17 protein-coding genes, 1 pseudogene and 1 riboswitch are annotated in these 22,156 nt (G+C 44.5%); of the genes and pseudogenes, 10 read left to right on the top strand and 8 right to left on the bottom strand.

The genetic code is table 11. The features are described 5' to 3' along the window. Positions 1-244 precede the first annotated feature (244 nt). The 6 genes and pseudogenes from AC3CIA_RS08910 to AC3CIA_RS08885 form a co-directional block, all read left to right on the top strand. Complete coding sequence (locus AC3CIA_RS08910) at positions 245-964, top strand: GntR family transcriptional regulator (RefSeq protein ID WP_488518889.1); 720 nt, start codon at positions 245-247, stop codon at positions 962-964. A gap of 100 nt (positions 965-1,064) precedes the next feature. Continuing rightward, on the top strand, positions 1,065-1,961 hold the full coding sequence (prpB, locus tag AC3CIA_RS08905) for a methylisocitrate lyase (RefSeq protein ID WP_488517977.1): 897 nt from the start codon (positions 1,065-1,067) through the stop codon (positions 1,959-1,961). Positions 1,962-2,107: 146 nt separating this feature from the next. Continuing rightward, positions 2,108-3,310, top strand: coding sequence for a bifunctional 2-methylcitrate synthase/citrate synthase (gene prpC, locus AC3CIA_RS08900; RefSeq protein WP_488517976.1), 1,203 nt, complete (start codon positions 2,108-2,110; stop codon positions 3,308-3,310). 101 nt (positions 3,311-3,411) lie between these two features. Continuing rightward, entirely contained in the window at positions 3,412-6,057 is a 2,646-nt protein-coding gene (acnD, locus tag AC3CIA_RS08895; protein ID WP_488517975.1) for a Fe/S-dependent 2-methylisocitrate dehydratase AcnD, read from the top strand. A 1-nt stretch (position 6,058) separates the two neighbouring features. Then, positions 6,059-7,231, top strand: a complete 1,173-nt coding sequence (gene prpF, locus AC3CIA_RS08890; protein ID WP_488517974.1) for a 2-methylaconitate cis-trans isomerase PrpF — start codon at positions 6,059-6,061, stop codon at positions 7,229-7,231. A gap of 118 nt (positions 7,232-7,349) precedes the next feature. Beyond that, positions 7,350-7,691: pseudogene (locus AC3CIA_RS08885) on the top strand (acetyl-coenzyme A synthetase N-terminal domain-containing protein); the annotation flags it as partial. Here the strand turns inward: AC3CIA_RS08885 and AC3CIA_RS08880 are convergent. Continuing rightward, positions 7,637-8,350: a winged helix-turn-helix domain-containing protein gene (locus AC3CIA_RS08880; protein WP_488517986.1), complete on the bottom strand. Its 714-nt coding sequence runs from the start codon at positions 8,348-8,350 to the stop codon at positions 7,637-7,639. The pseudogene AC3CIA_RS08885 and the gene AC3CIA_RS08880 sit on opposite strands and share 55 nt — an antisense overlap. 364 nt (positions 8,351-8,714) lie before the next feature. After that, positions 8,715-10,085 carry an alanine/glycine:cation symporter family protein gene (locus AC3CIA_RS08875; protein WP_488517985.1) on the bottom strand — a complete coding sequence of 457 codons (1,371 nt, stop codon included), beginning with the start codon at positions 10,083-10,085 and terminating at the stop codon, positions 8,715-8,717. A 128-nt stretch (positions 10,086-10,213) separates the two neighbouring features. Next, positions 10,214-10,348: riboswitch (glycine riboswitch) on the bottom strand. A 301-nt stretch (positions 10,349-10,649) separates the two neighbouring features. Here AC3CIA_RS08875 and AC3CIA_RS08870 point away from each other — a divergent pair. From AC3CIA_RS08870 to AC3CIA_RS08860, 3 genes are all read left to right on the top strand, one after another. Then, complete coding sequence (locus AC3CIA_RS08870; protein WP_048659466.1) at positions 10,650-10,808, top strand: hypothetical protein; 159 nt, start codon at positions 10,650-10,652, stop codon at positions 10,806-10,808. 149 nt (positions 10,809-10,957) lie between these two features. After that, entirely contained in the window at positions 10,958-11,692 is a 735-nt protein-coding gene (locus AC3CIA_RS08865) for a chromosome partitioning protein ParA (protein WP_102492239.1), read from the top strand. Between the two features lie 263 nt (positions 11,693-11,955). Beyond that, positions 11,956-12,189: a hypothetical protein gene (locus AC3CIA_RS08860; RefSeq protein ID WP_488517984.1), complete on the top strand. Its 234-nt coding sequence runs from the start codon at positions 11,956-11,958 to the stop codon at positions 12,187-12,189. A 184-nt stretch (positions 12,190-12,373) separates the two neighbouring features. Here the strand turns inward: AC3CIA_RS08860 and AC3CIA_RS08855 are convergent, their stop codons facing one another. From AC3CIA_RS08855 to AC3CIA_RS08830, 6 genes are all read right to left on the bottom strand, one after another. Then, positions 12,374-13,915 (bottom strand): alanine/glycine:cation symporter family protein, encoded by a 1,542-nt coding sequence (locus AC3CIA_RS08855; RefSeq protein ID WP_054547673.1) that lies wholly within the window; start codon positions 13,913-13,915, stop codon positions 12,374-12,376. Between the two features lie 562 nt (positions 13,916-14,477). Then, positions 14,478-15,632: an ABC transporter permease gene (locus AC3CIA_RS08850; RefSeq protein ID WP_488517983.1), complete on the bottom strand. Its 1,155-nt coding sequence runs from the start codon at positions 15,630-15,632 to the stop codon at positions 14,478-14,480. After that, the gene (locus AC3CIA_RS08845; RefSeq protein WP_488517982.1) at positions 15,629-16,948 is read right to left on the bottom strand and encodes an ABC transporter permease; all 1,320 of its coding nucleotides are present in this window, start codon (positions 16,946-16,948) and stop codon (positions 15,629-15,631) included. Before AC3CIA_RS08845 ends, AC3CIA_RS08850 begins: the two co-directional genes overlap by 4 nt. Before the next feature lie 7 nt (positions 16,949-16,955). Then, on the bottom strand, positions 16,956-17,930 hold the full coding sequence (locus AC3CIA_RS08840; protein WP_054547676.1) for an HlyD family secretion protein: 975 nt from the start codon (positions 17,928-17,930) through the stop codon (positions 16,956-16,958). A 3-nt stretch (positions 17,931-17,933) separates the two neighbouring features. Continuing rightward, complete coding sequence (locus AC3CIA_RS08835) at positions 17,934-19,388, bottom strand: TolC family protein (RefSeq protein WP_054547677.1); 1,455 nt, start codon at positions 19,386-19,388, stop codon at positions 17,934-17,936. 216 nt (positions 19,389-19,604) lie between these two features. After that, entirely contained in the window at positions 19,605-19,832 is a 228-nt protein-coding gene (locus AC3CIA_RS08830; RefSeq protein ID WP_004733582.1) for a hypothetical protein, read from the bottom strand. A 617-nt stretch (positions 19,833-20,449) separates the two neighbouring features. Between AC3CIA_RS08830 and AC3CIA_RS08825 the strand changes: the two genes are divergently transcribed. Further along, the gene (locus tag AC3CIA_RS08825; RefSeq protein ID WP_017093985.1) at positions 20,450-22,102 is read left to right on the top strand and encodes an ATP-binding protein; all 1,653 of its coding nucleotides are present in this window, start codon (positions 20,450-20,452) and stop codon (positions 22,100-22,102) included. The last annotated feature ends 54 nt before the right edge of the window (positions 22,103-22,156 follow it).

The raw sequence follows: 22,156 nt of genomic DNA, 5'->3' as shown, positions 1-22,156 counted from the left end.
TTTCGAGCAAATTTGGGGTGGGTAAGGGTTTGAAGCTTGCTCACGATTTAACTTAATGAATAACATCTATTTATTTTCTTTTATGGCTTCGTTTTACTACTTCTCTACCGCTTAATAAAAGTACTACCTTAGTCTAAATTGTCGACAATTAGCTTGATTGTCGACAATTTAATCGTGTATTTTATGTTCATGTTATGAAATTGTTGACAGTTAAGGTCGGCAATCAGAAGTGAGCTGCGTGAATATGAAGACTGCGATAAAAGATCTCACCTTAAGTGCAAACACGAAAACACGTGTGAGCGACAAAGAAAACACTAAGTCGGAAAATCTGACAGAGTATCTCGTTGAGGCGATTGTTAACGGTGAATTACCACCGGGCAGTAAGATCTCGGAGCCTGAACTGGCTAAACGCTTCGAGGTAAGTCGAGGACCATTACGTGAAGCGATAATGCGTATCGAAGGGCTTGGCCTAATTGAGCGAATTCCTCATGTCGGCGCTCGAGTTATTACTTTTTCGGCAGACAAACTGCTAGAGCTTTACGCGGTGCGAGAGGCATTGGAAGGCATGGCGGCGCGCTTAGCAGCGCGACATATCACACAAGAAGAGCTTATCGGGCTTGAAGGATTATTGTCGACACACTCAAAGCACATCGATGAAGTTGAGGGTTCTTCTTACTTTCATCAACATGGGGATTTCGATTTTCATTACCGCATTATTAAAGCGAGTCGTAACAGCAAACTCATTTCGTTGTTGTGTGACGAGCTTTATCACCTATTACGCATGTATCGCTACCAATCGCCTAGAGCACAGTCTCGACCAAAAGAGGCGCTTGATGAACATAAATACATCCTCCAAGCGATTCGCAACCGTGATGAAGAGCTAGCAGAAATGCTAATGCGACGACACATCTCGGGCAGTCGATTGCTTATAGAACAACAAATTCAATCCAAAGATCTTGATTAAGCGACCATTGGAATCTGTCAGCGGATCAGTGCTGGCGATAACCAAAAGCCGTAAGTCTTAAAGGTTAGCTAGAAATAAACAATTAACAGGGAGCGTCATTATGAAGTTATCAGCAGGAGCAAAGTTCCGACAAGCTGTGCAAGACAACGACCCATTGCAGATCGTCGGTACGGTGAATCCGTATTGCGCGATGATGGCAAAGAACTTGGGGCATCAGGCGATCTATTTGTCGGGTGGAGGTATCGCCAATGCGTCTTATGGTTTGCCTGATTTAGGTATTACGACATTGAACGATGTGTTGGTGGATGTTGAACGTATTACCAATGCGTGTGATCTGCCTTTGCTGGTGGATATCGATACGGGTTTTGGTGGCGCATTTAATATTGCACGTACCATTCGAGCGATGGAGAAGGCAGGCGCAGCTGCAATTCATATGGAAGATCAAGTGGCCCAGAAACGCTGTGGTCATCGACCAAATAAAGCGATTGTGAGCCAGCAAGAGATGGTCGATAGAGTCAAAGCGGCAACCGATGCTAGAACCGATGAGAGCTTTGTGATTATGGCGCGTACGGATGCATTGGCGGTTGAAGGCATTGATAGTGCGATTGAACGAGCGATTGCGTGTGTTGAAGCGGGCGCTGACATGATTTTCCCTGAGGCGATGAATCAGCTAGACCAATACGTGAAGTTCTCGGCGGCGTTGAAATCAGCAACGGGTAAGCACGTACCTATTCTTGCAAACATCACTGAGTTTGGCCAAACGCCACTCTACAACTGTAACGAGTTGGCCCAATCAAGTGTCGACATGGTGCTTTATCCATTGAGTGCGTTCCGTGCGATGAACAAAGCGGCGGAGAATGTTTACAAGCACTTGTTAGTTGAAGGCAATCAAGAAGCTATGTTGGATTCAATGCAAACCCGTAAAGAGCTTTACGAACACCTGAATTACCACGACTACGAAAACAAGCTTGATCAGTTGTTTTCAAGCGAAGGGTAAACCAGTTTCAATTAATCAAAAATCAACTTAATCCAATAATGTGAAATGGTTAGTCGCCATATCCAGTACCGATAATAAAGATCATCGGGCATATAAACAGGCAGCACCAAAGAGTGCAGGCGGCTAACACAGAAAAGGAGTTCACCATGTCTGTATCTTTGAGTGATAAAGCAGCTGTCGAAAAGGCTTCAACAGAAAACCAACAACAAAGCGAAAAAATAGCCAGCGCACCTGCAATCGGTGGTGCTGGTCTACGTGGCCAAAGTGCGGGAACCACCGCGCTATGTACCGTAGGCCAGTCAGGAACGGGTTTAACTTATCGTGGTTACGATATTACCGACCTTGCTAATCATGCTCAGTTCGAAGAAGTGGCGCATCTGCTACTAAGGGGTCACTTACCCACTGAAAAAGAGCTCGATGATTACAAAACATTGTTGGTTGGTCTACGCGGCTTACCTCAACCTTTGAAAGCAGCACTAGAGCTTATTCCTGCAGACGCTCATCCAATGGATGTAATGAGAACGGGTTGTTCAATGTTAGGTAATCTAGAGCAAGAATCTGACTTCTCTGAGCAACTGTTCGCGACCGAACGAATGCTTGCGCTTTTCCCTGCGATTATTTGTTATTGGTACCGCTTTAGCCACGATGGCGTGCGCATTGATACTGAAGATCAAAGCGAAGCATGTCTGGGTGGCTACTTCTTGAAAATGCTAACAGATAAAGCGCCGAGTGAACTGCATAAGAAGGTAATGCACTGTTCGCTAACGCTTTACGCAGAGCATGAGTTCAACGCATCTACTTTTGCTGCCCGTGTCTGTGCCTCAACACTGTCAGATATTCATTCGTGCGTTACAGCAGCAATTGGCACACTAAGAGGCCCGCTGCATGGTGGCGCGAATGAAGCGGCGATGGAAATGATCCAAGATTGGCAAACCGCCGATGAAGCAGAAACTAACATAATGCAGATGCTTGCTAACAAAGACAAAATCATGGGTTTCGGTCATGCCATTTATCGTGAAAGCGACCCACGAAATGCTCTAATCAAGCGTTGGTCAAAAGAGCTAGCTCAAGAGGTCGGTGATAAACAGCTTTACACCGTTTCAGAACGTGTTGAAGCGGTTATGAAGCGCGAGAAAGGCTTGTTCTGTAATGCTGACTTCTTCCATGCATCGGCATATCACTTCATGGACATCCCAACCAAATTGTTTACTCCGATCTTTGTGATGAGCCGCCTTACAGGTTGGACGGCGCATGTGTTCGAACAAAGAGAAAACAATCGCATCATTCGTCCAAGTGCAGACTACACCGGGCCAGAGCATCAAGACTGGTTACCTATTCATCTACGTTAGCCCTCTATAACGAGCCGACTTATGTCTTGAGGTGGCTTCCGTCTTCATACGACAAGGCCTCAAGAACCAACGAATAGAATCTAACAGATAATGGTGGATGTATGTCTGATGTAAAACTTGAACAAGCTCAGTACCTTGATAAAAACCAGTACCGAAAACTTTTACCCGGTACGCATTTAGAGTATTTCGATGCCTGTGAAGCGGTAGAAGCGATATCTCCGGGCAGTTATAGAACCTTGCCTTATACGTCGAGAGTATTGGCAGAGCAATTAGTAAGACGCTGTGATCCTGAAACCCTTGAAAACAGCTTAAAACAGATCATTGAACGCAAGAGTGACCTTGATTTCCCTTGGTATCCTGCGCGTGTGGTGTGTCATGACATTCTTGGTCAAACAGCCCTAGTAGATTTGGCTGGATTAAGAGACGCGATTGCCGACCAAGGCGGAGACCCTGCCAAGGTCAACCCCGTTGTCGAAACCCAACTGATTGTTGATCACTCTTTAGCCGTGGAACATGCAGGCTTTGATAGTGAAGCCTTTGATAAAAACCGTGCGATTGAAGAACGCAGAAACGAAGACCGTTTTCATTTTATTGAATGGTGTAAAACCGCGTTTAAAAACGTGAGTGTGATTCCTGCGGGTAATGGAATTATGCACCAGATTAACTTGGAGAAAATGTCTCCAGTGATTCAATCTAAAGAAGGCATCGCGTTCCCAGATACCTGTGTTGGTACCGATAGTCATACTCCTCATGTTGATGCTCTGGGTGTTATTGCAATAGGTGTAGGTGGTTTGGAAGCTGAGACTGTGATGCTCGGTCGTCCGTCTATGATGCGTTTGCCAGACATCGTGGGCGTTAAACTGACGGGTCAACGACAAGAAGGGATAACCGCAACGGATATTGTGCTTGCGATTACTGAGTTCCTTCGAAATGAAAAAGTGGTTTCTAGTTACTTAGAGTTCTTTGGTGAAGGTGCTCGTGCACTGACTATTGGCGACCGCGCCACTATATCGAATATGACACCAGAATACGGCGCGACAGCAGGTATGTTCTATATCGATGAACAGACCATACAATACCTAAAGCTGACAGGACGCGAGCCTGAACAGGTTGAGTTAGTTGAGCTATACGCTAAGCAAACTGGCTTATGGGCCGATGATTTAGATTCCGCTCAATACGAACGTGTGCTTGAGTTTGATTTGTCTAAAGTTGAGCGCAACCTTGCAGGGCCATCCAATCCACATCGTCGTTTACCAACCAGTGAACTTGCCAAACAAGGCATTAGCCAATCATCGTGGAAAGAACAACATTCGGCGAAATATAGCGATGAACAAATGCCCGATGGTGCTGTGATTATTGCTGCAATCACTTCTTGTACAAACACCAGTAATCCAAGAAACGTAGTCGCCGCAGCATTGGTGGCTAAGAAAGCCAATCAGCTTGGATTAGTTCGTAAGCCTTGGGTGAAAACGTCATTCGCCCCAGGCTCAAAAGTCGCCAAGTTATATCTCGAATCGTCAGGTTTGCTTCCTGAACTTGAACAATTAGGCTTCGGTATCGTGGGTTATGCGTGCACTACCTGTAACGGAATGAGTGGGGCGTTGGATCCTAAAATCCAACAAGAGATCATCGACCGCGACCTGTACTCAACCGCTGTGTTATCTGGGAATCGAAATTTCGATGGTCGAATTCATCCTTATGCTAAACAAGCGTTTTTAGCGTCACCGCCATTGGTGGTTGCTTACGCTTTAGCGGGTACGATTCGCTTTGATATCGAAAAAGACAGCCTAGGTACAGACAACAATGGTAAACCAATCTATCTAAGTGATTTGTGGCCAAGTGATGCAGAAATTGATGCGGTTGTCGGTGAGCATGTTAAGCCTCAGCAATTCCAACAAATCTACGTGAAAATGTTCCAGCCAGACGAAGAACAGGTAACGACTGAACCGCTTTATGACTGGCGACCTCAAAGTACCTATATTCGCAGACCACCTTATTGGGAAGGAGCTCTTGCGGGAGAACGAAACCTATCTGGTATGAGACCTTTAGCGATTCTGGGCGACAACATTACTACGGATCACTTATCCCCTTCAAATGCGATTCTCGCTTCGAGCGCAGCGGGGGAATACCTCACCAAAATGGAAGTGCCGGAAGAGGACTTTAACTCTTACGCGACCCATCGAGGTGATCACTTAACCGCGCAACGAGCAACATTCGCCAACCCTAAGCTGTTTAACGAAATGGTGAGGGACGCTGGAGAAGTCGTGCAAGGTTCATTAGCAAGGGTTGAACCCGAAGGTCAAGTTACGCGAATGTGGGAAGCGATAGAAACTTACATGAACCGTAAACAACCCTTGATAGTGGTTGCTGGTGCCGATTATGGACAAGGTTCATCACGTGATTGGGCAGCCAAAGGTGTGCGTTTAGCGGGTGTTGAAGTGATTGTGGCAGAAGGGTTTGAACGAATTCACAGAACCAACTTGGTTGGCATGGGCGTGCTGCCTTTGCAGTTTAAAGCGGGAACGAATCGGAATACCTTACAACTCGACGGTACCGAACTTTACGACGTGTACGGTGACATTGAAGCAGGTTCAGACTTGGCTTTAGTGATCACTCGTAAAAGCGGTGAAAAGCTTGATGTGCCAGTAACCTGTCGATTAGATACCGCAGATGAAGTGAATGTGTATAGCGCTGGTGGTGTGTTGCAGCGTTTTGCCAAAGACTTTACTTGCGCAGTAGGAGCTTGATATGACAAACAAACAGATCAAAGTGCCTGCAACTTATATGCGAGGAGGCACGAGCAAAGGGGTTTTCTTCAATCTAAGAGACTTACCTGAAGCGGCGAAAATGGCGGGTGAAGCGAGAGATGAATTACTCTTACGAGTGATTGGCAGTCCAGACCCTTATGGTAAACAAACCGATGGTATGGGTGGTGCAACATCGAGTACCAGTAAAACCGTGATTGTTTCGAAAAGCAGTAAAGCCGATCACGATGTTGACTACCTATTCGGCCAAGTTGCCATTGATAAGCCGTTTGTGGACTGGAGTGGTAACTGCGGCAATCTGTCTGCTGCAGTAGGCCCATTTGCTATTCATAGTGCCTTAGTCGATTCGAATCGTATTCCAGAAAACGGTGTTGTCGAGGTGCGAGTATGGCAAGTTAACATCCAGAAAACCATTATTATTCATGTGCCTATCACCAATGGTGAAGTCCAAGAGTTAGGTGACTTTGAGCTTGATGGCGTGACTTTTCCTGCGGCAGAAATACGAGTCGATTTCTTAGATCCTGCCGATGGCAATGGTTCAATGTTTCCAACAGGGAATGTTGTCGATTTTTTAGATGTTCCCGAATTGGGCTGCATCAAAGCGACATACATCAATGCAGGAATACCGACTATTTTTGTTGATGCTGAATCGGCGGGTTATCAAGGCACAGAGCTTCAATCGGATATCAATAGCGATGCCAAAGCTTTGGCGCTGTTTGAATCTATCCGAGCGCATGGTGCGGTTGCGATGGGGCTGATTGATTCTTTAGAACAAGCTGAATTACGCCAACATACACCTAAAGTCGCGTTTGTTGCTAAGCCTCAAGCGTATCAAGCTTCAAGTGGTAAATCGGTATTAGCTGACGATACCGACCTTCTGGTGCGAGCTTTGTCTATGGGACAACTTCATCACGCCATGATGGGTACAGCTGCAGTCGCCATTGCTTCGGCGGCAAGTGTGCCAGGTACGTTAGTGAACTTGGCAGCCGGTGAGGGGACCCGAGATTTTGTGACCTTTGGTCATCCATCAGGGACCTTAAAAGTGGGTGCTAAAGCTATTCAGACGGAAAGCGGTTGGAAAATTGAGAGGGCGATTATGAGTCGTAGTGCCCGAGTGATCATGGAAGGTGCCATCCGTGTGCCTTTTCCTAAGTAAAGCGATTGTCGTGAACGGTTAAATATTCACGAACACAACGCTGAGAAAAGAGTGCACCCAAGTGACACTGCTAAAAGCTAGTCGCTTGGACAAATGGATAAAGCATGGAGGAGGCACTATGTCTGCTACGAATCAAATGAACAGAAAAACAGACTATATCACCGAGTACCAATGGGCTAGGGAAGACCCTAATTCGTTTTGGGAAACACAATCACAAGCGATAGATTGGTTTGAACCACCAAAAACGATATTACAAACTGACGATAACGGTATTGAGCGCTGGTTTCCTGATGGGGTGATGAACACGTGCTGGCTGGCGCTTGATTATCATTGTGAAAATGGGCGAGGTGACAATACCGCGCTGATTTACGACTCTCCAGTTACAGGAACTCAATCCTCGTACACTTACAAACAACTGCGTGACCAAGTGGCTAAAGTCGCTGGTATGTTAGCCACGCAATCACATTGATACTGATAGAGAATGCTTTCTAGCTCTGGCGTCATCGCCATTTCAGGGGCTTGGAAAACTTGTATTTGACCTATCCATTGCTCGCTGAGCCGGTTAACGGGGTTGATATCGCTGAGGTTTCTCTCATTAACCTTAGCAAAAGCCAATAACGCTGATGCCAACAGTAAGCAGCCAGTGGTGAAGTAGCACAACTTGTTTCGGTTTTCAGCAGTGGGAAAGTAAGCCGACGAACTTTGTTTAGGGTTAGGCTGAGGTTCGACTGCAACTGCTGCACCGATAGCAATACCGTTATTGCCGACGGGTATTAGGTTGCTTGCAGCAGCAAGGGGAGTTGTGGCTGCATTATTGACGGGCGAGTCGATTACCACGCAATCATCGATAAGGCGGTAACCAACCTTTGGTACCGTGACGATTGGCGTCTCTTTGATGCCGAGCTTCACGAATCCTTGGCGGAGTAAACTGATGCATTTCGCAAGTGATGTATCACCAATGAATTCGCTTCCCCATGCGAAACTAATGATCTCTTGCTTATTCACAATCTCTGGTGAGTTTTTAAGTAATAACTCTAAAACACGAGTCTCACGATATCCTATTTTAATAGAACGTGCGTCGCTATAAATACGGTTTTTAATTGGGTCGAATCTGATCATATAGCCAACATTTTATTTTTATTATAATTCTCTCAACAATGTAGATGACTATAAACGGACTATTATATGAATTAAAGTCACATGTTTTATTCTAGTGATTTTTTGTGTGGTAGAAACAAAGCGTTGTTTATTCGTTTATGACTAAAAAGCGGCCATTTATACATAATCTGTTAAATATAAGTAACATCTAATTAAGATTTGGTTTTATTAGCTTTCCATGAGGTATGTTAATTCGCACAGCGGCCTAATTAATATCCTTTTATATGTAAGGGGATAAGTGTTCGTCATGATTTTTTTAGTTTAACGTTTGAATAAATATAAAAAAGCCCGCATTTTAATGCGGGCTGTATTCAATCAATTCAGGTTACGCTTTAACGGCTTCACAATCACTTGAAGAAGTTAAAGGCTTGAAGAATAGCTTTGTTTCTTCGATGACGACGCGACGCAGCAAGATCAGGCCGATTAGGTTTGGAATTGCCATCAAGCCGTTCACGATATCAGCCATCAGCCAGATCATGTCGAGCTTTAAGAAGGCACCAGAAGCAACCAACGCAATGAAGATGATCTTGTAAGGCAGAACCGCTTTAGTACCTAGCAAGAAAACAACACAGCGCTCACCATAGTAGTTCCAGCCTAAAATCGTTGTAAACGCAAAGAAGATTAAGCCAATCGAAACTAACATTGGACCTAGAGTATCGGCGTTTAAACCCACAGCGAATGCATGAGTGGTCATCGCCGCACCAGAGAGGTCGGTTTGCCAAGCATCCGTTAAGATTAGCGCCAAGCCTGTCATCGTACAAATGATGATGGTGTCAAAGAAAGTACCTGTCATCGAGATAAGGCCTTGCTTCACGCACGAGTCCGTTTTAGCCGCTGCTGCTGCCATAGGCGCACTACCTAGACCAGATTCGTTCGAGAATACACCACGAGCGATACCTGATTGGATAGCAAGCATGATGCTTGCACCAAAGAAACCACCGGTTGCAGCGGTGTTGGTAAACGCAGAGGTAACCACAAGGGTAATGGCATTCAGTAGTTGGTCGGCATTTGAAACCAGCACGCTCAAACACGCGACGATGTACATAATTGCCATGGTTGGAACCACTTTTCCTGCCACCTTCGCGATAGATTGAATACCACCAAGGGTTACAACTGCCACCAATATCGTAAGAACGACAGCAGACATCTCACGAGAAGCACCAAATGAAATTTGAGTTGCGTCTAAGATAGCGTTGACCTGTGGGAAGGTACCAATACCGAAGCAGGCAACACCTAACGCGAAGACAGCGAACATTACCGCTAAGATTCGTGAGCCGACACCGTATTGCAGGTAGTACATTGGGCCGCCAACCATTTCGCCATTGCTATCGGTTCTGCGGTATTTAACGGCAAGTAGACATTCTGCATATTTGGTCGCCATACCAAATACAGCGGCAAGCCACATCCAGAATAGGGCTCCAGGGCCACCAATCTTAATTGCGGTCGCTACACCTACGATGTTACCTGTACCAATCGTTGCGGAAAGTGCTGTACACAAAGCGGCGAAACTCGATACGTCACCCGTACCGGATTTGTCTTTGGTGAACACCATTTTTAGTGCGGTTGGGAGGTGTCTAAACTGGAGTAAGCCTAAGCGAAAAGTAAAGTAGATCCCCGTTCCCACTAGCAGAATAAGCAGTGGTGGTCCCCAAATGAATTGGTTGATGGTTTGTAGTGTAGCTTGTAGATGGTTCATAGTTTCCCCTTAATAAATATAAAATTTAAGGAGAAGAGGGAAGGCAGTGCGGATCTCAGGGATCGATAGCACTACTTAATACAGACGGATTTCTAGATAGAATTCTTTTGTTAATTAAGGCTGTTGCTTTCCACTCCTCTGTCCTTTTGCCTGAGAGTTTCACTTAGCGAATCACTTATAGATAAGTAACGGGCACTAAGCTTGCTCCTTCGGCGACCGCTTGCTACAAAAAAAGTAGTACGGTTCTCTCCAGAGGTTCCTCCAACGACAGTCCTCACTTTTCTGGATTTCTCCAGCATAAAGCACCTGAAAGATTTACTTCTTCGGCGGGTCAATCTAACTAAATGTTAATATTTAGTTAAAAACCACTCTCCTGCAGTCTTCATCGGAACAATTACCTAAATAATTAGGTAATCTGTAGACGTATCCTAGATCATATAAAATGTGATGTCAGCTACAAAATATCTGTTTGCTTAAATGTTGTTCAACTAAATGATCAAACAACGAGTCTCTGACGTAACTTGCTTATTTAAATGGTATAAAATAGAGAAACAAGGAGGAGTTATGACTCGACTAATAGCGATTGTTTTTTTATTGGCTTTGGCATTTGTGCTGTTTCGTTACCGGACAAACGAAAAACTGCAAAAAGGGGTAGTGATCGTTATCGTTAGCAGCTTCCTTTTGTATACGGCGAGCTTGATGATTTCGGAGTTAACTCGTTAAACCTGTCTTTGAGTAGATAAGACGAACGTGTAAGCAAAGCTCAAGTGCTTCTGGCTTGGGCAATAGGTTTAACTGAGCTTAAAGTATCAGTATCAGTATCAGTATCAGTGACCGTGTAACGTTAAACAAATTTTTGGGAGTACCCGCTAGTGAACCAGCAATCTGGACAAAGCGAACAAGATGAAGTGGTTGTTATTGAAGAACGCGATAAGCGCAGTCAGCTTTATATCGGCATTGCTGCGGTTATAGGTTTGGCGTTAGGTGGCTTGATCGGTTCTACAATCACGGCTTCGAAGTGGGAGTCCACTTATCAGGTACTCGAAACTCGTTATCAAGAACTGAATGACAGCAAAACACAGTTGATGACATCCGTTGAAACTAAAGTGGCAAAAGTCGATACCGAAATCGATGCAAAAGTAGAAGCCGCTCTAGTAAAACAAACAGAAGAACATCAAAAAGAGCTCCAAGACCTAGCGAAGCAGTCTTCGGTTTTAGAGAAAGCGAACTACTCGTTAGAGCAGCAGCTAAACGAACAGAAGCAAACGTTAGAGCAAACTCAGCAAGACAACCAGAAACTTAATCGTCAGGCTGACATGCAATCGACCTTGTTTGAGCGTTCGCGTGAAGTTTTCCGAAAAGAATTGCAGATCTCTCAAGAACTTGAAAAGCTTGAGAAAGAAAAAAATGAACTTGAGCAGAACCTTGGTTCTCTAAAGAAAGCGTGCGACGTTTTCTTAGATGGCACATCATGGGATGCTAAATCTGACGCGTGTGAGAAGCAGGATAACGCCAACTCTCGTCTGAGTGATATCAGACAAATGATTGAAGTCCACACCATGGATCTTAAGCAGATCAAAACGCTCACTGAAGAGATGGGTCTATAAGCCACAGGCTTTATTCAACCCAAAGATAGTTTACAGTAAATATTGAAACGCCCACATCACACACGTGATGTGGGCGTTTTGCGTTTTCTGGGGAGCATAGATCCGATGCTTTCCCATTATTGATTATTTGAGTGTTTTCATTGTTTGCTTAGATATTTGTGAATAGTTACGTATATCCACAATGATATGTTACTTGTTGTCTATTAAATGACTTTGCATACATATTTTCAGATCAGAGTCGCTGCATAATAGTATTGTTCAGGATGAACACGCAGTCGATTGCTAGCTCGCATTTGGCTGCTTTGACGACAAGGGATGAAGTGATGCCAGAGTACCTTTGTGAGAACTGCACCATAGCTTATTGTCTCGATGATTGTTGTTCGCCATTAGCGCAAAAAGAGATGATCGAAGTAGAAGAATTAGTTCGTCGTTTCGACGTTGAACATGATGGTGAAAAGAGTGAAAAGAGTGAGCAGGGCATTGAGGATAGTAAATAGCCCAACCATTCAGGCATAAAAATCCCCACAAGCAAAGCTCGTAGGGATTTGGATAAGTTGCAGTCCTGTTCTCGCTTTCTCAAGCAAAGGGTCTTACAAAAATTTTTAGAACAGTCTCGTTTATTAGAACTGTATCGTTATGAGACCTAAACTAGTTATCAGATCAACATCATTCTACTAAACGTTATTTATCGTAAGTTTTGATTTCACCTGATTTCACACGAGCAACAAATGATTGCAGTTCTTTCTTCACAACAGGCATTAGGAAGTACAGGCCAAGAATGTTGAAGATAGACATCGCAAAGATGGCTGCATCAGAGAAGTCGATTACCGCGCCAAACTGAATCGTCGCACCAATAACAACAAACACACAGAACATCACTTTGAAAATCAGTTCCGTTGTTTTGCCTTCACCAAATAGGTAAGTCCAAGCCTTAAGACCGTAGTACGACCAAGAAATCATCGTCGAGAACGCAAACATGATTACCGCGAGAGCAAGTGTGTATTTGAACACTTCTGCCGTTTCAGTAAACGATGCAGCAGTAAGCGTTACGCCCGTTAAACCTGTTCCATCATATGGACCTACGTTTAAGCCAGCGATAGTGATTACCAATGCCGTCATTGTACAAATGATTACCGTATCAACGAATGGTTCTAGTAGTGATACAAGACCTTCAGTGATTGGTTCTTTTGTTTTTACTGCTGAGTGAGCAATTGCTGCTGAACCTACACCTGCTTCATTTGAGAATGTTGCACGTTTTAGACCTTGGATTAGGGCACCAATGAATCCACCAACCACACCTTCACCGGTAAATGCACCTGTAAAGATTGCGCTGAACGCAGGGCCAACTTGATCAAGATTAGAACCGATAACAATCAGAGCCATACCGATATACAGAGCAGCCATCCAAGGAACAACTTTTTCCGTTACCGATGCGATAGAAGGCATACCACCAACAATCACAGAGAAAACTAAAGCAGCGAGTACAAGGCCAGTGATCACACCGTATTCACTCGGTACATCGAATGCGTAAGTTAACATGGCATGTGCTTGGTTAGCTTGGAACATGTTACCGCCGCCCAACGCACCTAAAATACACATTAACGCAAAACCAATTGCAAGGGCTTTACCTAGTCCACCGAGTCCTCTTTCGCTTAGGCCTTGGCTTAGGTAGTACATTGGACCACCTGAAACAACACCGGAAGGTAGAATAGTTCGGTATTTCACACCTAAGGTACATTCACAGAACTTAGACGCCATACCCAGAAGACCACACAAGATCATCCAGAATGTCGCACCAGGACCACCAATTGCGAGTGCAGCACCCACACCGGCAATATTACCAAGCCCAACAGTTCCAGAAAGCGCGGTTGTTAACGCTTGAAAGTGAGAAACTTCCCCTTCGTGTTTGGAGTTAGGGTCTGTGTACTTACCTTTAATAATGTCTATTGCCATCCCGACACGTTTAAATTGAACAAAGCCAAAGTAAACAGTAAAGATGATCGCAGCGAGCAATAGCCAGCCAACAATGATTGGGAAGTTTGCTTCACCAAGTGGAACACTTTTAAATATTAATCCAACGAACCAACCTGTGTAGTCATTGAAAAAACCATCAACACTTTGGCTCAAGTTACTGATACTTTGACTAAATGATCCTTCTTCTGCAAATGCACTGGAACTAAACAATAATATAAACCCAAAAAATAATTCACGTAAGTTTTTCATGGTTTTCCCTGTCTTTTTATTAAATTATGTTTGCTGCTGTTGTGTTTGTTTTTTATTTGATTTTTTACATTTCAGTGATTTATCTACTTCATTAGACGGCAACATAAACGGCTGTAGCTAGGTCGAAAAACGAAATAAATATAAGTACTGATCTTGCTTTGTATGGATATCCTTTTGGTATGTGAACCAATCAGACTATGGTATTCGGCCTACCAAGCCCTACTGATAATCCTATACATAAAAATAATACCCTCAAAGAAATTTTTACAATAAATTTACAATTGTTCGGGTTTTGTCATTGTTTTGGAATAAGTCGATGCTTTTTAGGTTGCAAAAGGCATATGCAGTGGCTGTTATAGCGACGGGCTAAGGTGAAGTATAGTGGGGGATCACAGGGAAGTCGGCGAGTTTGATTATTCGATATGTGCTTGTGAAGTGTTTAAACAATTGATGGCTGAAGATGAAGTTAGGCCAGAGGGCATTAAAAAGGCCCTTTATCAGAGCCATTTTTAATGATTTACGATGAACATGAGGTTTAGCGTTTAGCGTTTAGATACTAGAGTTAAACCGAGCCAGTGATACGTTTACTCGACTTGTGGTAAAGCTTAAGTGCTAATAACGAACCCCATAAAGTGACTTGTCCCCATAGTAATGTCCATTGAGATGCCACTTCTTGCCAAGATGCACCCATCTGATTAAGCGCTAAGAAACCTTGGATAGCTGGTGTGCTTGGGAATAACTGTGACAGCAGTACTAACCATTCAGGCATCATTTCAACAGGCCAGATAAAACCTGAAGAGAAAATCAGCGGCATTGAACTGATTAACACCACAACCGTGACTAACTCTCTTCTTGGCACTAGCTCACCAATAAAAATCCCGATCAAACAACTGGCCAATAAGAAGGGCAGCAGTAAGGTCAAAATTTGTGTCGTTGAGGCGAGCAAATTTATTCCATACATCGAAAAGCTCGCGCCGAAATAGTACATCGACAACAAGTAATAAATACCAACTAAGGTACAGCAGCGAGCAAGCATCAGTTTCGCCGGAGAGGTCTTACTCCAATAGCCAAACGTAGATTGAGCGTTTTGGGTTGCCCCAACTAAACCAGAAGCCATGGCTAAGGTTTGTTGCAGGATCAACACAAAGACGGCTGGAACCACGTAATCGATATATCCCATGCGGCTATTGAACGTTGGTTTTAGGTTCAAGCTAAACGCGCTGTAGCCTTTGGCTGCGGATTCTAAAGGCACTCCTTCTACTAACAAGTGACTGACCTTAACTTGTGCAGCTAACGTGCCACCTGCCTTGGCAAGTCCTTCAACAATGGTTCCATACACTAAGAAGTAAGAAGCATCGCCGGCGTAAGAAAGCGTCGGGCTCTTACCGAGCAGCAGGTCTTTATAGAAATCTTCTGGAATGACGAGGAACCCACCGATCTCTTGGTTAAGTACGGCTTGTTTTGCATCTGCGATGCTGGAGTCTCGACGTACCAATTCGATTTGAGAGGTGGCATCCACCATTCGTTCTAATTGGTAGCTGCTTTGACTCTTGTCCAAGTTTACTACCGAGGCTCTAAGCTGCTGAGGAACTTGGTGCGTGTAAGGCAATGGATACAAGAATGAATAGAAGACCACACCACCAAATACCGTAAGAAGTACAACAGGGTTACGCAGTACCGCTAACAGTTCTTGCTTGAGCAGTTGAGTAAAGCTCATCGTTTTACTCCTTGTGGTGCTGATTGTTCAGATTTCTCTTGCTGTGTTGAAGGTGTTGAAGGCGTCGCTTTTGCAGATAGAACTGCTTGGGCTGTTAGATCCGTTTGTGCAGACAGAGCCGATTGCGCCAAGTGTTTCTTAATCAACAACATCACCACGAAAGCAGGAATCGCATACCACAACATCGAGGAGAGGCTGATAAGCGACTGTGCCGCGCTCGCGCCATAACTTGATTGTGCTGTTTGTACTTCGATGTAGTGACTCACGGGCAACAAGCTTCTCCAGATTTGCGCTGGAGTGTTCATGTCGGTTACTGGAAAGGTAATGCCCATGAACGCAAAGCTTGGTGCTGTAAAGGCGCCAGCGAAACTCATCGCCCTTGCTGGATCAAGCGTTAAGAAGAAAAACAAACAACCCATGACGATACAACTGATGACGGTAAGCAGTTGGGCGACGGTCAGTGGCACAAAACTGCCGTTAAACGGCCAGTCTAAGAGGACATAGAACCAAAAGCTAAACGCGATACCAAACATCAAAAACAAGACAAGGTAGGGCGCTAGTGTTGATGTTAGTGACTTCATAGGGGCGTTGGATAACCAAGCATGAAGACCACGTGCTCTAACGTTCGCCGTCAAAACCAATATCGTGCCCACCACAATCATGATCTGCCATAGCGCTGGAATAACCGCAGACACCAAGAATTGAGCATAACTGGTGTTCTTGTTGAACAATGGCGTGATCTGGCTTTGCACTGTTACTGCTTGGCCTAATGCGGATTGCACCGTGGTATCACCGTGTGATAACTGCTTAACGACCTCAAGTTGCGCGTTAAAAGTCCCCTGAGCCTGCAACAACGCCGAATTCACTAGCTTACCTATCAAGATAAATTGGCTGTTGTAGAACACAGACACTTGCGGATTCAATCCGAGCAGAAGGTCTCGGTCAAAATGCCTTGGCATCACAACATAACCGTAGATATCACGTTCAATCATCGCTTTCGCCGCTTCACTCGCCGAGCTGTATTTCTGAGTGACTTGCAGCGTTGGTGATGCATCAACAAGGCGTGTGAACTGCTGCGAAATTTGGCTGTGTTCCAAGTCAACAACCGCAACCGGTAAGTCACGAGCGATCCCTTGCGAAAAAATCAGCCAAATACTGGCAGCAAGAAGCAAAGGTATCCAAGTTAGGCAAGACAACAACCATTTGTCTTTGCGGACAATCGCCCACTGCCTAAGCAAGGTATTCTTCGCTCTATGATGCTCAGTTGATTGCGAGCCTCTAGATTGCGAATCTGTAGATCGAAAGTTAGCAGACATACGTCACCTAAAGCTCAACCACTAGGCTCATGCCCATACGCAGTGTTTCGCTCGTATCGACAGGGTGCGCTTCTACTTCAAAAGTACGTAAGTCGAAGCCTTGTGCTGCGTCTGTTGAACGCCAAGTCGCGAAATCACCCATTACGGCGATGTGAGTCACTTGGAAAGTTAATGATTTATCCAGAGCCGGTAGGTACGCTTCAAACTGGCTGCCTTTCTCGAAATGCTTAAGCATATCTTCACGCACATTAAGTACTGCCCATGCATCCTTGGTGTCGATAACAGTCACAACAGGGAAACCTTGTGGTGCGAGCTCACCGCTGCTTAATAGCACCTGAGACACTTCGCCATTAAACCAACTGTGGATCTGTGTGTCTTTTGCGTAAGCTTCAACTTCCGCCACCGCACCTGCCGCCATTAATGCTTTTTGAGCGGCTGCCACTTTGGTTTCGTCACGAGCGCCTTCTCGTGCTAATTGATACATTTGGAACGCAGCACTTTCGGTGTACTTCGCCGCTTGCCACTGTGTTTTTGCTTCATCGCGTTTTTGCTCGGCAACGACACCATCGTTGTAAAGGTTGTTTACACGTTGGTAGGTTTTGTCCATAAGATCGGCTGCCGCTTTTGCTTTCAACCATTGGTCTTTAGCGGCTTGGATTTGCTGAGTACGGGCACCATTCTCTGCTTGTTTTGCTAATGCGCCAGCAGCTTTTTGACCTGCTTTTGCTTGTTCTAGCTTCGCGTCAATCTCAGGGCTAAGAAGAGAAAAGATCAATTCGCCTTTTTCAACTGAATCGCCTTTACGCACGAATATTTCATCAATTCTGCCAGGTACTTTCGATGAGATGCTGTATTGCTGCGCATCGATTTGACCTTGAAGCTTAACCGGCTGAGGTTGGTAAGCTTGGTAGAAACTGTATCCGACCCAGCCAATAACGCCGATACCAACTAAAGATAGAAGAAGGGGCTTAATAGGTTTCATGAATTATCCTTTTGACTGGCTATCGGTGTCTGTTTTTGAGTCGAAGTCAGACGGAACAGAAGAGGTTAAGTAACTCGAGTAAGCATTCATTTCGCTGGTTAGCGCTAATAGCTTGTTCAGAGAGATTAGGTATTTGAATCGCGCAGCAGATTGTTGGGTTTTGATGCTCGCAAGGTAGAGCTCTGCATCAACCACTTCTAGCGAGTTCGAGAGTCCTTGAGTGAAGGCTTTTTTACGGAGTAATAGGTTTTCTTGAGCCAAAGCCAAGCTTGAGTTGAGGCCTTGAACCTCTTCAATTGCTTGGTTTGCTTCAAGGTAAGTCTTCTGTACCAACACGGTTAAGTCTTGCTTAGCTTGCGACTTCAGGAATTGAACCTGTGAGACAGCACTGTGAGCGGCGGCTACTTTGTCTGAACGGCCAGAAGTATCAAGCAGCGGCACATTCACACCAATGCCAACTAACCAATCGGGTTTCATTTCGCTGGCGAGAGAGTCATCTTCATACAGGCTGTAATCACCGTAAAGGTACACTTCTGGATAGTATTTACCTTTCTCAGCTTTAATTAAGCTGCTTGCTTGTTTCTCTTTTGCATCAAGAATCTTAAGGCCGGGATAGGTCATGAGTGTTTGATCAATGAACACATCCATATGAGGCAGGTTCTTATTGATAAACAGTTGCTCTGAAGGTTCTACACTTTGGCTCTGGCCAAGGATTTGAGTCAGCGCTAATTGAGCAATCTTAAGATCGTTTTGAGCTTTAGTTCGCTCGACAACCGCTTTGTCTAGTGACGCATCCGCTTGCAAGCGTTCTACTCGTGCGATTTGCCCTTGTTGTTCAAGCTTGATGGCGAAATCACGATGCTGAGTTAAGCCAGCTTCAACGGCTTGACGCGTTTTCACGACGTCTTCCGCTAAGATCACCGAGAAGTAATATTTACTTAAGTCTTCGTAGCGAGCTTGTCTTTCCATCAACAACTGGCTTTGCGCTTCTTCGCTTTTACCTTCAGCAGCATTTTGCGCAGCGGTAATTCGCCCGCCTGTGAAGATAGGCCAAACCGCGCGAATGGAAGAGCTAAAGATGTCTTGTTCTGTAATGGTTGAGGTAACGCCGCCAAGCCCACTTAATATAGGCTGAAGAATACCTCCAACTGCGCCTAAATTTGGCACGCCACTTAAGCTGTCAGTGAACTGCTCACCATTAATCGTCACGTCACTATCAAGGTGCGTGTAGTTAGCCCCTAAGGTAATAGAAGGCAAGTTGAGGCTACTCGTTGAGTTCTGAAGATGTTGATAACGTTCAACATTGGCTTGTTGAGCCGCAAGTGAGTTGTTGTTTTCTTGTAATATTTGCCACGCTTCAGAAAAAGTGAGCGGGGCAGCATAGCCTGGCGAAGTCACAGTGCCGAGAAGCATACTGGCGATCGCAAGGTATCGAAATTTTGGTTTGGTCATCTGCATTAAATACCAAATTAGAGTATTAACTCTAATGTTAACAGGGCAATAGTCATTTGTCTTGATTAGATTCTCTCACACTTGGAGACAGTCTCATAACTCGTTAACCAAGTGTAAATAAGATTGAGTGATGAGGGTATCAGAGATAAATGAAACTTAAAAAGCACGCATAAGCGTGCTTTTTAAGTTCAGTATAGAAGCGTTTTTACAAAATGAAGTGGCTTATTTAAAGCCAGGACAATGGTGATCGGCGCGCCACACCAATTGTCTTGAGCCTTGCATTGTTTGTAATAAATCTCTGCCCGACATTTGCGGGAACGCTAACAATACCTTGAGATCGAGAGGGGAGGTACCGTCTTTCTCATAGGCTCTTACGTGAGTAAAAGTCGATTGCAAGTGTTTGAACAGCATGGTCTTAGTAAGACAAATTCCAAAATTATCGCGTTTCATTGCCTGGTTTCCTTTTCAACAATGTTTATACGTTATGTTTTTAATCCTGTTTCTATTGGACGTTGCCACTGATCGATACTTCCTGCTCATCAATGTTTTATTATTGGGCGCTGCTTTATCAGGCACCTCTGAGTTGTCATGCTGGCCTATAGTGTGAATAGAGATGTATGAATGAGGTTAGGTTGATAACCTGTTTGTTCAACAATCCTAGCGGCGAGCGTGCAACGTTTCGTTATAGATACGTCCAGTGAGCGAAGAGTTGTTGTCTTTTTGTTAACCGAAATTTCGATTTAAAGCAGAGTCTGAAAATCATGACTGATGGCTTGGCAACAATAAACTTCTTCATATGCAACTATTATAATTGTATTTATTTTAAACAACCTAAAAAACACCTAAAAGCTTAGTGATCTAGCTCAATGTTTATTCGTTTATTTTGATTTTTAAGCTAATCCGTTCTAAAAGCGAACGATTAATCGAGGTGAACAACGTAAAGGATTATCAATTAATAATCTGCTCAATTATTTAGTTGAGTAACAGTCACAAATTCGCGTACGTAGAAAGGTCATCTAATTAACTTGGTGTTAACATTGCTCGTCTAACACTAGGGACGGTGGAATATGAAATGGAGTAGTATCAGCTTCCGTAAAAGGCTGCTGATTATCATGACGGTCACTGGTCTTGTTGAACTTTTGATACTTTCAGCGGCTGGTTTTTATTATATCAAACAATCTCAAGAACAAGAGATGGGTTTGAAAGCGTTAGGTGTTGCTGAATTTCTGTCTGAATCGCCACTTGTCACCAGCATTATTCAAGAAAATGGAACGATGGGCCCTAATGGCGCTCCCTACGTTCTGTCTGAAGAAACTCAAGTTAAATTTCGAAACCTTACCCAGCTCATTGGCGCGGCGTTTATCGTTGTGGGAGATGATAAAGGTATCCGCCTGATTCACCCTTATGACGACAGGCTTGGTAAACCAATGCGCGGTGGTGATAACCAAAAAGCATTGGTGTTGGGTGAATCTTATGTGTCGACGGCCAAAGGATCACTTGGCTTCTCTGTCCGTGGGAAATCCGCGGTTAAAGACCCACAAGGCACTGTCATTGGCGTGGTGTCGGTTGGCTATTTGTTGGACTCGTTACAAGACCGAATCGAACCTTATTTAGCCTTTTTGATTGTGATGGCGTTGCTGGTGGTTGCGGTCAACGCTTTGATTTCAAGCTATGTGTCTCGTCGCTTTCAACGCGCTATTTTAGGCTTTGAACCCGAAGAGATCGGCCGACTGTATGTCGAGTTAGATGTGACTATGAGTACCGTGAAAGAAGGTATTCTGAGTATCGATAAGCACGGAATTTTACGTTCTATAAATAAGAGTGCCTGCGATATTTTGTCTATCGATAGAGAGTCTGCACTAAACCAGCAGCGCCTTTCAGATGTATTGGCCGGCAGTGATTTAGAGCAACTGTTATCCACTGGTGAAACCGATCACGACGTCGAGCTGTACCTGAACAATAAGCGAATCGTTGCCAACCGCAGCCCAATTATCGTGGCGGGTGAAGTCGTTGGGGCGGTATCCAGCTTTCGATTGCGAGATGAAATCAACGACTTAACAGACCAGCTCTCACAAACCAAAGAGTATGCTGATTTACTCCGTTCACAAACCCATGAGCATCAAAACAAGCTCAACACCATTAGTGGCTTGATCCAGATGGGCGAGTTGGATTCAGTACAGCAGCTGATTGGCCAAGAAACAGCACACTATCAAAGCTTGATCGAGTTCTTGCGTGAAACCGTTAAAGACCCGCTCATTGCAGGCATGCTCTTGGGGAAAACGGAGCGTGCGAGAGAAATAGGCTTAGAGCTCAAAGTCGAAGAAGGCTCAAGGCTTGAAGCATTGCCTAGCTGGCTGAACGCGGATGACGTTGTCACAATTCTTGGCAACCTGATAGATAACGCCTTTGATGCCACTATGACGGCTATTAAGCAAGAGGGTCAAATTACTCCAGCGCGTCGAGTTATTGAAGTTTCAATCAGTGATTTTGGTAATGAAATTATCGTAGAAGTAGAAGACAAAGGGTGTGGTTTGCCGAAAGACTTGGCGACGAAAGCACTCACCGAAAAAGGCGTATCAAGCAAAGCGAAACAGAATCGCGGCGTCGGTTTGTATTTAATAAAGCAACTGGCAGACCGATATCAAGGACAGCTTGAAATGGTCGACAACCACGATTTTGGTACGCGAATGACGGTTTATCTGCCAAAAGAAGCACAATAATAATTAAGCGCGAAGTGATCGAGTGAAGATCATCGTGACGGAAAAAGCATGGTT

Source organism: Vibrio sp. QJM3NY_27, from assembly GCF_057785955.1.
Note: the sequence above shows the minus strand (reverse complement) of the source record. Positions and strands in the feature narration are given on the sequence as shown.

Coding starts and splice junctions, on each gene's coding strand:
- AC3CIA_RS08910 (WP_488518889.1), top strand. CDS start 245: ATGAAGACTGCGATAAAAGATCTCACCTTAAGTGCAAACACGAAAACA.
- prpB (WP_488517977.1), top strand. CDS start 1,065: ATGAAGTTATCAGCAGGAGCAAAGTTCCGACAAGCTGTGCAAGACAAC.
- prpC (WP_488517976.1), top strand. CDS start 2,108: ATGTCTGTATCTTTGAGTGATAAAGCAGCTGTCGAAAAGGCTTCAACA.
- acnD (WP_488517975.1), top strand. CDS start 3,412: ATGTCTGATGTAAAACTTGAACAAGCTCAGTACCTTGATAAAAACCAG.
- prpF (WP_488517974.1), top strand. CDS start 6,059: ATGACAAACAAACAGATCAAAGTGCCTGCAACTTATATGCGAGGAGGC.
- AC3CIA_RS08880 (WP_488517986.1), bottom strand. CDS start 8,350: ATGATCAGATTCGACCCAATTAAAAACCGTATTTATAGCGACGCACGT.
- AC3CIA_RS08875 (WP_488517985.1), bottom strand. CDS start 10,085: ATGAACCATCTACAAGCTACACTACAAACCATCAACCAATTCATTTGG.
- AC3CIA_RS08870 (WP_048659466.1), top strand. CDS start 10,650: ATGACTCGACTAATAGCGATTGTTTTTTTATTGGCTTTGGCATTTGTG.
- AC3CIA_RS08860 (WP_488517984.1), top strand. CDS start 11,956: ATGAACACGCAGTCGATTGCTAGCTCGCATTTGGCTGCTTTGACGACA.
- AC3CIA_RS08855 (WP_054547673.1), bottom strand. CDS start 13,915: ATGAAAAACTTACGTGAATTATTTTTTGGGTTTATATTATTGTTTAGT.
- AC3CIA_RS08850 (WP_488517983.1), bottom strand. CDS start 15,632: ATGAGCTTTACTCAACTGCTCAAGCAAGAACTGTTAGCGGTACTGCGT.
- AC3CIA_RS08845 (WP_488517982.1), bottom strand. CDS start 16,948: ATGTCTGCTAACTTTCGATCTACAGATTCGCAATCTAGAGGCTCGCAA.
- AC3CIA_RS08840 (WP_054547676.1), bottom strand. CDS start 17,930: ATGAAACCTATTAAGCCCCTTCTTCTATCTTTAGTTGGTATCGGCGTT.
- AC3CIA_RS08835 (WP_054547677.1), bottom strand. CDS start 19,388: ATGCAGATGACCAAACCAAAATTTCGATACCTTGCGATCGCCAGTATG.
- AC3CIA_RS08830 (WP_004733582.1), bottom strand. CDS start 19,832: ATGAAACGCGATAATTTTGGAATTTGTCTTACTAAGACCATGCTGTTC.
- AC3CIA_RS08825 (WP_017093985.1), top strand. CDS start 20,450: ATGAAATGGAGTAGTATCAGCTTCCGTAAAAGGCTGCTGATTATCATG.